Source organism: Pontibacter brevis (genome assembly GCF_054779655.1).
This window is the reverse complement of the sequence record NZ_BAAGXV010000087.1, coordinates 48,491-60,829: the sequence shown is the minus strand read 5'-3', so window position 1 is coordinate 60,829 and position 12,339 is coordinate 48,491. Positions and strand designations below refer to the sequence as shown.

9 protein-coding genes are annotated in these 12,339 nt (G+C 49.9%); 6 read left to right on the top strand and 3 right to left on the bottom strand.

The features are described 5' to 3' along the window. The first annotated feature begins 395 nt into the window (after positions 1 to 395). The 3 genes from ACYVB1_RS19180 to ACYVB1_RS19170 all read left to right on the top strand — a co-directional run bounded on the left by ACYVB1_RS19180 (position 396) and on the right by ACYVB1_RS19170 (position 3,795). Positions 396 to 1,499, top strand: a complete 1,104-nt coding sequence (locus tag ACYVB1_RS19180; protein ID WP_460925427.1) for an acyltransferase — start codon at positions 396 to 398, stop codon at positions 1,497 to 1,499. Between the two features lie 172 nt (positions 1,500 to 1,671). Beyond that, positions 1,672 to 1,878 carry a dodecin family protein gene (locus ACYVB1_RS19175; RefSeq protein WP_460925426.1) on the top strand — a complete coding sequence of 69 codons (207 nt, stop codon included), beginning with the start codon at positions 1,672 to 1,674 and terminating at the stop codon, positions 1,876 to 1,878. Between the two features lie 312 nt (positions 1,879 to 2,190). Continuing rightward, positions 2,191 to 3,795, top strand: a complete 1,605-nt coding sequence (locus tag ACYVB1_RS19170; protein WP_460925425.1) for a peptide chain release factor 3 — start codon at positions 2,191 to 2,193, stop codon at positions 3,793 to 3,795. Positions 3,796 to 4,257: 462 nt separating this feature from the next. Here ACYVB1_RS19170 and ACYVB1_RS19165 read toward each other — a convergent pair whose 3' ends face one another. Then, a complete protein-coding gene (locus tag ACYVB1_RS19165) occupies positions 4,258 to 6,261 on the bottom strand; it encodes a heavy metal translocating P-type ATPase (RefSeq protein WP_460925424.1) in 2,004 nt (667 codons plus the stop codon). A 576-nt stretch (positions 6,262 to 6,837) separates the two neighbouring features. Between ACYVB1_RS19165 and ACYVB1_RS19160 the strand changes: the two genes are divergently transcribed. From ACYVB1_RS19160 to ACYVB1_RS19150, 3 genes are read left to right on the top strand one after another with little or no spacing between them, the layout of a single operon-like run. Continuing rightward, positions 6,838 to 8,160, top strand: coding sequence for an erythromycin esterase family protein (locus ACYVB1_RS19160; RefSeq protein ID WP_460925423.1), 1,323 nt, complete (start codon positions 6,838 to 6,840; stop codon positions 8,158 to 8,160). A 45-nt stretch (positions 8,161 to 8,205) separates the two neighbouring features. Beyond that, the gene (locus tag ACYVB1_RS19155) at positions 8,206 to 9,120 is read left to right on the top strand and encodes an isoaspartyl peptidase/L-asparaginase family protein (RefSeq protein WP_460925422.1); all 915 of its coding nucleotides are present in this window, start codon (positions 8,206 to 8,208) and stop codon (positions 9,118 to 9,120) included. Positions 9,121 to 9,165: 45 nt separating this feature from the next. Continuing rightward, complete coding sequence (locus tag ACYVB1_RS19150) at positions 9,166 to 10,536, top strand: DUF2254 domain-containing protein (RefSeq protein ID WP_460925421.1); 1,371 nt, start codon at positions 9,166 to 9,168, stop codon at positions 10,534 to 10,536. Positions 10,537 to 10,595: 59 nt separating this feature from the next. Here ACYVB1_RS19150 and ACYVB1_RS19145 read toward each other — a convergent pair whose 3' ends face one another. Beyond that, entirely contained in the window at positions 10,596 to 11,954 is a 1,359-nt protein-coding gene (locus ACYVB1_RS19145) for a hypothetical protein (protein ID WP_460925420.1), read from the bottom strand. After that, positions 11,935 to 12,321: a hypothetical protein gene (locus ACYVB1_RS19140; protein ID WP_460925419.1), complete on the bottom strand. Its 387-nt coding sequence runs from the start codon at positions 12,319 to 12,321 to the stop codon at positions 11,935 to 11,937. Before ACYVB1_RS19140 ends, ACYVB1_RS19145 begins: the two co-directional genes overlap by 20 nt. Positions 12,322 to 12,339 lie beyond the last annotated feature (18 nt).

The following is a 12,339-nucleotide window of genomic DNA, read 5'->3' as shown; positions in this document are numbered from 1 at the left end:
ATTAAATATGTATAGTAACCTCTCACGTTCTATCCCCACTCCACCCTGAGGCAGGCATACCTCCCGGTAAGTATCTTCACTGGGTAAAAATTTATCACCATACTTGCAGACATATTCAGCTGCACTGTTTTCCTACATCCTTCACGCCCGCTTGTGTCAATTCATTCTCTACCTAACCTAATTTCCGGTAGGTACCGATGCATATTGAAACAGGGAACCTGATACTATCAGTCCGCGAAACATTCACTTGCCACAGTGATAGGAGAAAAATCATTGAAGGCCTTGGGAAGTGTAAACTGGCTGCATTACCCCATTTCCAGTTTAAACTAACGTTGCTGTAGGGGTGCAAACTCAACAGTAGCTAAAATACCTTAGGCCCGCATAACTATAAAACCATGGCTCTTATAAAAGATAAGAAAGTAACACGGGATTCAAACATAGAACTGCTGCGGATTGTCCTCATGCTCATGATTATCGGGTATCACCTGATTGTGCATGGCGCACAAATGGGGGGACCAATAGGAGATCATGAGATAGACAATGAGTCGTCGGTGGCCTATGTCTTTCTGAAGAGCTTTCTGGTTATTGCCGTAAACTGCTTTGTGTTTATTTCCGGCTTTTACAGAATCAGGTTCAAAGTTAAAACACTCCTGAGCTTGTTCTTCCAGGCCATTTTCTATGCCCTTGCCATCAACCTGGCAGCAGACATGCTGTCTCTGGAGTACATTAGTCTTAAAGCCTACATCAAGGCAGCCTTCTCTGTTTTTGCTGGCACCTGGTGGTTTCTTACCGCCTATATAGGACTGTATCTGTTAAGTCCGCTCCTCAACAATGCCATCGATACTTTTACGAAGCACCAGTTTCTTTTCATCCTGGTGAGCATTACGTTCATCAACAGTGTTTCTGGTTTTGTGTTTTCGGCAGGCCCTATCGTAGGCACAAACGGGGGGTACTCCCTGATTAGCTTTATTCATATTTACCTGATTGCGCAGTACTTCAGCAGGTATGTGAATCTGGATAAACTGACAAAGTATTCCCCTGCCGTTTATGTGTTTTCTTCACTTACTGTATTCCTGCTCGCCTTTTTTAGTATTACCCAATTGAGCCAGACAGGTGTGGTCAAAATATATGCTTATAATAACCCGCTCGTAATGCTTGCTGCAATCTCGTTTTTCTTCTTCTTTAAAAACCTGCGGTTCAGAAGCGGCTTCATCAACAGCATCTCTCCTTATGTTCTGGGAGTTTACCTGTTTCACGACCACCAGATAACCAGAAAATACCTCATCGAAAACCTGTTTCATATGAGCCAGAATGATTCGGCTTATCTACACTTTTTCAGTCTTTTGCTCATAACGCTTCTGGTTTTCTTTACCGGCATCATTATCGACAAAGTAAGGGACATCATCCTTACCCCAGTCATAGAAGGGGCTATTCGTAGGTTTGACCTTGCCAGGATAGAAAGAGTTTATACCATGAAATCAAGTCAGCAACGGCATTGACGTAGCGTGGTTATAAGTGTAGTAAAAAGGCTGCTTTTATGGGGCGCTTACGGTATACAGGCAGGGGCTTTACACACATTTTGCACCAGCTGCCCGTACTTTCTTTAACAATATGCTGATTGTCGCGTAGAAATTTTTGTAGTAAAAATTGTTTCACTTTAAGCTTAATAACATGCCGATAGTAAAAGTAATAGAAGTAATCGCTAGTTCAGAACAGAGTTTCGATGATGCGACACGTAATGCCCTCGCTGAGGCAGCTAAGTCTGTAAAGAACATCAAGTCAATTTACATCAAGGAAATGAATGCAAACGTAACTGACAACAAGATTGTGTCTTACGGTGTGAATGCTAAAATTTCATTTGAAGTAGACAACCTATAACAAACTGACAGCAACAAGATATATCCACAAGAGAAGAGAATCCTCCTCCTTGTGGATATACTTTTTTAGCTCCTCCCCCCGAACCATCTGCCTGCTCCTGTAGCACAATTCCTGCCCCCTTCCCCTCTTCCACTTTGTTTGCACTTGCTGGTTTTGTAATTTTATAGCCTTATGCTTTGTTATAGAAATAGCAGCGTCCAACGCAACCTTGACACGCTTTTCCCATTCCTGTATAGGCAGCGTGAACAGGAGCATTGTTTACATCTTTAATTTTTTCCTGGTTCGGCGCAGACCAGAGATTACCTGAACCTGATGATGACTGAAGAAATCCTTAAAAGAAGGACATTCGCGATTATAAGCCACCCCGATGCGGGCAAGACTACCCTTACTGAAAAACTGCTTTTGTTTGGAGGAGCTATCAACACAGCGGGAGCCGTAAAAAGCAATAAGATTAACAAAACAGCCACCTCCGACTTCCTGGAAATAGAGAAACAGCGGGGTATATCCGTGGCCACTTCTGTGATGGGCTTTGAGTATGCAGGCCATAAGGTCAACATCCTAGACACTCCCGGCCACCGCGATTTCGCCGAAGACACCTACCGTACCTTGTCTGCAGTAGACAGTGTGATTCTGGTGGTGGATAGTGTGAAAGGCGTGGAGGAGCAAACCCGTAAACTGATGCAGGTATGCCGCATGCGCAACACGCCTGTTATCATCTTCATCAACAAAATGGACCGGGAAGGCCGTGAGCCTTACGAGCTGTTGGACGAACTGGAGCGGGAGCTCAACATCCACGTGCGCCCACTCAGCTGGCCCATCGGTATGGGAGCCAGGTTCAAAGGCGTCTACAACATATATGAGAAAGAACTCCGCCTCTTTTCTGTAAACAAGACCAAGGTAGCCAAAGATGTGGTTGAAATAGAAAACATCGAAGACCCGCAGGTGGACCAGCTCGTAGGAGAAAGCTTTGCCGCACAGCTGCGGGAGGATGTGGCTTTCCTGGAGGAGTATTACGAGAACTTTGACCTGAGCCTGTACAGGGAGGCTTACCTGGCTCCTGTATTCTTTGGCAGTGCCATCAACAATTTTGGGGTTGGCGAGCTGCTGGATACCTTTGTAAAAATTGCACCTTTCCCGCAGCCACGAGAGGCATCGCAGCGCGAGGTACTGCCGGAGGAGGAGGCCTTCAGCGGCTTTATTTTTAAAATCCACGCGAACCTGGACCCCAACCACCGCGACCGCATCGCGTTCTGCCGGGTGTGCTCCGGCAAATTTGAGCGCAACAAGTTCTACTACCACACGCGCCTCGACAAGAAAATCCGTTTCTCCAGCCCCACCAGCTTTATGGCTAACGAGAAAAGTTTATTAGAAGAGGCATGGCCCGGCGATGTAGTGGGCCTGTATGATACCGGCTCGTTCAAAATTGGCGACACCCTCACAGAAGGTGAACTGCTGCAGTACAAGGGCCTGCCGAGCTTTTCACCGGAGATATTCAAGGAGGTGGTAAACAGGGATCCTTTCAAGACAAAGCAGCTGGAGAAAGGCATCCGGCAGCTGACGGACGAGGGCGTGGCCCAGCTTTTTGTGCAGCAGCCTGGTAGCCGCAAAATCATTGGCACGGTAGGCGAGCTGCAGTTTGACGTAATAAAATTCCGCCTGCTGCAGGAGTACGGCGCTACCGCCGATTTACACAACCTCAATTACTACAAGGCCTGCTGGATTACCTCAGACGACAAAGAAGCGCTGGCCCGTTTTATCTCCTTTAAAGGGAGCAGCATTGCCTACGACAAAGACGAGAACCCTGTCTTTTTCGCTGATACGGCCTGGGTCCTTCGGTCGGTGCAGGAGTCTTACCCGGCTTTGAAATTTCACTTTACTTCAGACTTTAAGTTTGATGCTGCCGCAGAAGTGTATTAGCAGATTAATTCCCCTCCAAGGAGGGGCTAGGGGTGGGTTTAAGTGCGCAGCATACAGTTTATAATGGTGTTAGTCTGGATAAGCTGCCGTTGCGCCCGCTTATCCAGCGGCACCAGACCTGCTGTTTCATGGTTCTGGTCCTAGCTCCTAAGGCAGAGGCCTCGTCTTGGGAGAAGGCGCTCAACCCAAAGGCTTGAAAATCATCCACTTCGCACCAAAGAATAGAAAAGCCTGTGGCTTTATGGAAGGAGCTGCACACTATCTGGTATTAAACGGCTTCAGGCTCGGAAAGAGCAGTTAAGAAAATAGCTCCGATGAATCTGACTGTTTACAGCCAGCCTGGGAATGGCGAAGGCTCCGTAGAAATAACCTGCGGGAGCATTTCCTCTCACAGTTCGTCTCTACGGAGCCTTCGACCAGAATTTCTATATACGGCTGCTCCTCAGGAGCTCTATTAAACCTCTAGAACTTTGAATGCTGAATCCTGACAGCGTTCAGGATGGCAAGAAAAGCAACGCCGACATCAGCAAACACGGCCTCCCACATCGAAGCAACACCTACAGCACCAAGCAGCAACACAGCCGCCTTCACACCAAAAGCCATCCCGATGTTCTGCCACACCACCTGCTTTGTCTTTTTACCCACGGCAATGGCCGTGGCAATTTTAGAAGGCTGGTCTGTCTGAATCACCACATCCGCGGTCTCGATGGCGGCATCGGAGCCTAAACCGCCCATGGCCATGCCCACGTCCGAAAGTGTTATCACAGGAGCATCGTTTATTCCGTCTCCCACAAAGGCCACTTTCCTTTGCTGCGCCTTCAGCTCTTCCACCTTAGCAACTTTATCCTGTGGCAACAGGCCTCCATAAGCTTCATCCAGCTGAAGTTCCTTTGCCAGTTTCTGCACAATCGCGTCTTTGTCGCCGGAAAGCATCACCAGGCGCTTCACGCCCTGCCTGCGCAATGCTTTTACCGCAGCTGCTGCATCTGCTTTTACTTTATCCGCAATCACCAGGTGCCCGGCATAACTCCCATCAACGGCTACCAGCACCGTGGTCTCAGGTACGGCATCAATGGAGGCATCATAAGTCACCCCATGCTGGCGCAGGAGTTTTCCGTTTCCGGCCAATACCTCACGGCCGTTTACCCAGCCTTTTACGCCATGGCCGGGCACTTCCTGCACCTGCGTTGCCTGTACGTTTCCCTTACCGGCATATGCTGTAACAGCCTGCGCTACCGGGTGCGTGGAAAAACCTTCTACCGCCGCCACATAACTCAGAAATTCCTGTTCATCAGGCCACAGCGTAGTCACTTTTTGCACCTCGAAAACGCCTTCCGTCAGGGTTCCGGTCTTGTCCATCACAACCGTATCCAGCTGCGTGACCTGGTCCAGAAAATTGGCGCCCTTAAACAGGATACCGTTGCGCGACGCAGCACCGATGCCTCCAAAGTAGCCCAGCGGTATAGACACCACCAAAGCACAGGGGCAGGAGATAACGAGGAACACAAGGGCTCTGTAGAACCAGTCACCGAACATATAAGTGTCTACAAAAAAGTATGGTAACAGCGTGATGCCCAGCGCCAGGAAAAACACAACAGGTGTGTACACTTTGGCAAAGCGGGTAATAAATTTCTGAGTTTTGGCCTTGCGGCTACCTGCCTCCTCAATCAGTTGCAGTATCCTGGACAGGGCGCTATCCTCATAAGCAGCCGTTACCCGCAGTGTGGCAGCAGTGTTCAGGTTAATCATGCCTGCCAGCACTTTGTCGCCTCCCCGCTTTGTATCAGGCTTCGATTCGCCGGTGAGTGCTGCTGTGTTAAAGGCGGCTGTCGCTGTCTGCAATTCGCCATCCAGGGCCACCTTTTCACCCGGTCGCACCAGTATGGAGTCACCTATTCTTACCCCTTTGGCTGGCACGCTGGTTACTCCTGCGGCTGACTGCAGGTTTACCATGTCCGGGCGGTTATCCACCAGGTCCCGGATAGACCTCCTGGAGCGAATTACGGCTGCTTCCTGAAAATGCTCCCCTACCACGTAAAACAGCATCACGGCCACTCCCTCGGCATATTCGCCAAGGTAAAAAGCACCCAGTGTAGCCACCGTCATCAGCAGAAACTCATTAAAGAAGCTGCTTCGCATGCTCCTGAAAGCATGCCACACCACACGCCAGCCTACCAGCACATAAGCCACGCCAAAAGTCAGGAACCTGACCAGGCCCGTAAACCAGGCTACATCAAAATAATCCAGGCCGATACCGCTTACCAGGAGCACAAAGCTCATGATGGTGGGCAGGTACGATTCTTTTGCCTCTTCCTGTGCCTCTGACGCTGGCCTTGCGGCCGCACCACACGCCCCACCGGAGCAGCAACTATCCACCTGCGGACCAGGGGATTTGGCTGTCCTGGGTGACGTAATTTCCAATGGTTTAAAATCTGTTTCTATATCTGCTTTGTTGTTCTTCATCATTTATATTCTTCCCACTTAGCAATCTCAGTTCCTTTTACGTATTCCTGGCCGCTTCCGCCATGATGGCTAATTTTCATATCTGCACAGGAGTTTTATCCGGCCTTTGCCCATAATCAGCTGTTCCGACCAATACAAAGGTACTCCCGTTCCTCCCGCTCTATGTTACAAAATTCTGTAGAAGAGTTGCATGTTTTACAACCTGCTTCCTGCGCCTTCTGAAACCGGGGATCTAAAACTATTCCAAAACAAACTATAAGAGAGAAAGTACCGGCAGAGACGGCACCTTTGCATTGCTTAAACCATAAATCGGTTTAATCCTATTTTTATAAAGATCATTTAAATAAACCTCTCCGTATAAACCTGTATAAGTACAGCATAAAACACTAAAAGTTAGTTCACCTGGTACTCCTGTTCAACCACACCGTATAGAAAAAGTATTATAACACCCAAACCGGCACCAGGTAGACCCGGAGGAAACAATCCTGCCAGTGGGGCCTGTGTGATGCAAAAAAGCTATCACCTGATTTGCGTCGGTTGTTGAGGTGAAATCATATTACTGAAGGAAAGGACGAGAGGATGAAAAAAATACACCCACTACTATTATTACTTACCATCCTGCTCTTCTCTTGTGACAGAGAAGAGCAGGACAATACAACAGGAACCACAAGTGAATTTCCAGCCGAGGCAGTCCATCCCCTGCAATCTGAAGCTGACCTTGATGTACTCCTGAATGAAATCGGTGATGACCAGGTGGTACTGCTGGGAGAAGCCTCACACGGTACTTCAGAGTTTTACACCTGGCGCGCAGAAATCAGCAGAAGGCTGATTGAGGAAAAGGGCTTCAAAATCATCGCTGTGGAAAGTGACTGGGCTGATGCCTATGACCTGAACAATTACATCAGGGGCAACAGCAATGCTGCTACAGCAGAGGAGGCGCTTGTACAGGGTTTTGACCGCTGGCCGACCTGGATGTGGGCAAACGAAGAAATAGCAGACCTGGCAGACTGGCTGCAGGCCTACAACGCCGGCAGGGCAACAAACGAACAGGTGGGCTTCTACGGAGTGGACGTGTATGGTATCTGGGAGTCGATGGATGAGGTTACAGCCTACCTGGAGCGCACAGATCCGGCTGCAGCCCAGACAGCCCGTGAGGCAATGCGCTGCTTTGCCCCTTACAACCAAAATGAAAACGCCTACATCAGCGCGACCCGTTCTTCAACAGACAACTGTGCCGATGAACTGGCTGCCCTGCTGGAAGCCGTGGAAAACAGGGTTGCAGCCGAAGCTCCACGAAACGAAGCCGCTTTTAACGCCTTGCAGAATGTAATGGTGGCCGTTAATGCGGAGCGCTACTACCGTGCTGCCGGCGTGAGTAATGTCCAGTCGTGGAATATACGTGACCGGCACATGATGGGTACCATCGACAGGCTGCTGGAACAGTATGGCCCGGATGCAAAAATCATTGTGTGGGAGCATAACACACACATAGGCGATGCCCGGGCAACCACCATGGCAGATAACGGTATGGTGAACGTAGGCCAGCTGGCGCGTGAGGAATACGGCCAGGAAATCGTTTACATCGTTGGCTTTGGCACCTATAGCGGAACAGTGATTGCTTCCCAAAGCTGGGGGGCTGCCACCCAAACCATGACGGTGCCTGCAGCACAGCCCAACAGCTGGGAATGGATGCTGCACCGGCACGGACCTTCAGACAAAATCATCCTGATGGACGAACTTCGCCAGCGGCAGCGGTTCATGCAGCGCATCGGGCACCGGGCCATTGGGGTTACCTATAATCCTAACTCAGAGTCAGGAAACTATGTACCGTCTGTGCTACCGGAGCGCTACGATGCCTTCATTTATATAAATCAGACAGAGGCGCTTCGACCTTTGCAATAAAAATTGTCTTCTTCTTCTATTCATCATTTTTTAAAAACAGGGGCAATGAGCAAATATGCCATCGTGATACATGCAGGCGCAGAAACTGTAGAACCAGGATCGATAAGCCCTGAAAAACAGAAACAATTCAGAGAAGGCCTGCAGCAGGCGTTAAAGGCCGGGTACGAGGTGCTGGAAGAGGGTGGCAGTGCCCTTGATGCTGTGGAAGCAGCCGTCAGGAGCATGGAAGACTTTCCGCTGTTCAATGCCGGCCGGGGGGCCAACCTGAACAAACAGGGAGAAACTGCGTTCGATGCAGCCATTATGGACGGGAAAGACCTGAAAGCCGGTGCTGTGTGCAACATACACTATGTGAAGCACCCCATCACCCTGGCCAAAACCATTATGCAGGAAAGCAAGCACGTGCTGCTGACCGGAGAAGGAGGCGAAGCCTTTGCCCTGAGCCAGGGGCTTGAGATGGAGGAACCTGGTTACTTTGTGACAGAGGAAAAGGCAAAACAGTGGAAAGACGAGGTGGAGGAGCAGCTGACCGAGCAACACGACACAGTTGGTGCTGTGGCCGTTGACAAAGACGGCAACGTGGCAGCAGCCACCTCTACAGGGGGGCTAACATTTCAGCTGAAAGGGCGCATAGGCGACAGCCCTGTTATCGGGGGCGGGACATATGCACATAACGGTTACTGTGCCGTTAGCTGCACCGGAGAGGGCGAGCCTATTATGAAAGGCGTGCTTGCTCACGACGTATACGCTAGGGTGAAATATGCAGGAAACTCCTTACAGCAAGCCTGTGAGGAGGCAATCAAAGGAGATGATGATAAACTGAAGGGGGACAAAGGCATTATTGCGGTCTCGCCTTCCGGAGAGGTAGCCATCGCCTTCAACACAAACCAGATGAAAAGAGCTTACCGGATAGAGGGCGGAGAACCTTTTGTGGCCGTCTGGAAAGACGAAACTCATTAAACGCAACGTTTACGACTTCTTCAGAACAAGAATTAGTTACTGCAAATGCAAAGAAAATTAACTTCTTCTTATTATAAAAAAGAGGCACCCCTTACCAGCAGCATAGCCTTTCTTCCATCCATCATTTCCACTGCCTTCCTTCTTCTGGCAGTGGGCACCCTGTACTATGAGTCTTTGCCCCTGGCTTCTGCCGTAGAGCGCAGGCTCCCCTCCTTACTGGTACCACAGGAGGATAATGCACGGATAATCCTAAGTACAATAGCCAGTGGCATTATTTCGCTAACTGTGTTCAGTTTCTCGATGGTGATGATTGTGCTGAGCCAGGCTTCCAACAACCAGTCACCGCGCGTAATACCCGGCCTGGCAACAGTACACTACCACCAGGTAGTGCTCGGTTTTTACATTGGCACCATTATCTACACCCTTCTCCTGCTGCTCAACTTTAAAACGGAGGGAGGTGGTGGCAACGAAACGCCTGCCATCGCCACTCTACTGGCAATGGTTTTCGCTGTTGTCTGCCTGGTGCTGTTTGTGTACTTTATCCATTCCATCTCGAAGTCCATACAAGTGGATAACATCCTGAACAGCGTTTTCCGGAAAGCAAAATATGCCTTGCATCTTGAAAGAGAACTGGCCTACAGGACCAAAAGCACAAAGGTGGCCAACGTTAGAGCGCTTCCCTACACACTCAAGAACCAGGGCAACGGCTACTTAAGGCGCGTTAATCTGGCAGCGCTGCAACAGCTTGCAAAAAGGTATGATCTTCAGGTTGAAATAATGGTGGAAATTGGCGCATTTGCAGTGGAAGGCACCCCACTGATACGCCTTTCTGCCGACCCGAAAGAATACGGGAACCTTTCAGACGACTTACAAAGGTGCTTTGACCTGAGCGAGGAAGAAGTGGTGATGGAAGACTATGAACAAGGGGTAAAACAGATCTCAGAGGTTGCCGTAAAGGCACTTAGCCCCGGCATTAATGATCCGGGCACCGCTCTGAAAGCCATTGATTTCCTGACACTCCTTTTCATATACAGGGTAAAGTGCGAAGACCGGAATTGCCTGCTGGACGAGGAAAAGAACTTACGGGTAATCGACAGGAATGTCTCATTGGATGAGTTGCTGCACCGTTACCTGAGCCCGATAAGAACCTACGGTAAAGGAGACTTACAGATAAACGAACGGCTGCTCAAATGCCTGCAGAACCTGCTGCACCAGAGCCCCTACAATGCGCATGAAGATGTAATCGCAAAACACGCCCTCGCGGTGGTGATCGACGCAGACAAGAATATCCAGAACCATGTGGACAGGGCTCACCTGAATGAAGCGATTAAAAGCTTCAACGACATTGCCCCGCCAAAATTCCGGCTTGATTTACTTGATGTACAGGATGTAGTTTTTCATTCGTATAGCAGGTAGATGGCAATACTTTCAGTTACAGCTTTGGGCAGCGGCTCTGGGGAAATAAACATTCCAGCTCACTTCCTGATAAAGCGTGTGATCAATTGTATCGCTCCTGCGTAGGCAGCGAAGGGATGGTGGTCACCCAGCCTGATAACGTTAAACCCAAGCCGCTGCCATATTGCCTCATTCTCCTGGTCTGTCACCTCCAGTTCCTGCCAGCTTCCGTGGCCATACGTGGGTAGCCACACCGTTTTATCCTGCGCTCCCTTTATCTCCACAAGCGCATTATTATACGAGGCAAAATACCACGTACGCACCCGCTCCTCCTCGTCATCCACAAAAATCAAAGGCAGGGGATTACGGATTACATCGAAGCCAAGCCGACCCAGAACTTCAGCAATGTTATCGAAAACTTCGGGTGTGGCCAGTGCTGTGGTGTGGTTGCCCAGCAGGTCTCCAGCCATCTGCGGGTCCCCGACCAGTATCCGGTACCTGCCTTCCTCATTCCGGCCTGCCAGCGACAGGAACAGGTTCAGGTGAAAGAGGGGCTGCGCAGTTCCTTCTTTGTTTAGAAGGTGCATAACCTCCGTCCACTCTTCTCCTTCTCTTAGAAAGCTTCTTCTGCTTTCGGATGGAATCTTCAAGGCACTTCCAATAAAGAACAAAGCTCTTTCCTGGTCGAGGTACCGCTGAAAAGGCTCAATAAGCGCCTTTCCGGCAGAAAGGTTTCTTGTTTGCGGCACCAACTCGTTCAGGTCCAGGAAAGTGTCTACGGCGTGGTCTGCACCCAGGAGGAAGAAGTTGTCTCCCACCAGAATGTTCCCGCTTTCAAAGTAAAGCGGTACTTTTACACGCTCCCAGCCAAACTCCCTGCTGGCATGGTAGCATACATACTCGTCAGAGGCTTTCCTGCTGGAGTGGGGCTGCACCATGTACACTTTCCCGTCTTTTGCATCCCGTACCAGCTTAAACTCATCTTTTACCCAGGCGGTATTTTCATACTGTGCCGGCACACGGTACAGGGTTGTGCGACTCACCAGGTCCTGCTCCTCCAGCCATTTCTGCAGTCTGCCTTCCACGGAAGCATGCACCATAATGAAAAGCTTTATATCAGGGGGCAGCTTCAGGATAAGGTCCTGGTAGGCTTCCCACAGCGGGTTGTTTTCGCCTTGCAGCGCAAAAGCAGGCATTGTCAGCACAAGGGCATCCAGAGCACCGTCTGCACTGGGTATCAGGCTCGGGTCAGAGGGCAGCGTCATGTACTCCTGCAGGACACTTACTGCCACGCAGTGCCGGCGCAATTCGTATTCATTCACACACAGGGGCACCTCTTTCTCCGCCAGCTCCCTTATATCAGGGTAATGCCTCTTTTTAAACTGCTCTCCAATTTGCTGCATTTGATTTCTCCTCCCTTCAATCTTTGTTTCTTTCAACTGCCACAAGCCCTTTTGTGCCGGCCCAGAACCACAGGCAGATAAGCGCCACCTCTCCTACCGCATCCAGCAGGTACACATCCCAGATCACGTCTGTCAGGGCGTAGTAAACATCAATGCCTGTCAGGCCGGCCGCGCTGGCTATGCCCAGCCACTTCACCTCGCGCGTTACTACCTTACGAATACCAGCCGCCAGCAACACGCCACCTATCACCGTAATAAGAACACTCACCGTGTAAAGCAGCCAGATATCCTCTTTCGGACCTGTAACCCACAGGAAGCTGCGCAGATGCACAAAAGGCCAGACACCGGTTATAAACCAGTAGGCTCCTTGTATTTTGGCAACTAAACTCAGGTCAGGTCTCAAGAATATCTGATGTTGAAT

Excerpts from the sequence above, each read along its gene's own strand:
- ACYVB1_RS19155 (WP_460925422.1), top strand. The coding sequence starts at position 8,206 with ATGAGCAAATATGCCATCGTGATACATGCAGGCGCAGAAACTGTAGAA.
- ACYVB1_RS19160 (WP_460925423.1), top strand. The coding sequence starts at position 6,838 with ATGAAAAAAATACACCCACTACTATTATTACTTACCATCCTGCTCTTC.
- ACYVB1_RS19180 (WP_460925427.1), top strand. The coding sequence starts at position 396 with ATGGCTCTTATAAAAGATAAGAAAGTAACACGGGATTCAAACATAGAA.
- ACYVB1_RS19165 (WP_460925424.1), bottom strand. The coding sequence starts at position 6,261 with ATGATGAAGAACAACAAAGCAGATATAGAAACAGATTTTAAACCATTG.
- ACYVB1_RS19170 (WP_460925425.1), top strand. The coding sequence starts at position 2,191 with ATGATGACTGAAGAAATCCTTAAAAGAAGGACATTCGCGATTATAAGC.
- ACYVB1_RS19175 (WP_460925426.1), top strand. The coding sequence starts at position 1,672 with ATGCCGATAGTAAAAGTAATAGAAGTAATCGCTAGTTCAGAACAGAGT.
- ACYVB1_RS19150 (WP_460925421.1), top strand. The coding sequence starts at position 9,166 with ATGCAAAGAAAATTAACTTCTTCTTATTATAAAAAAGAGGCACCCCTT.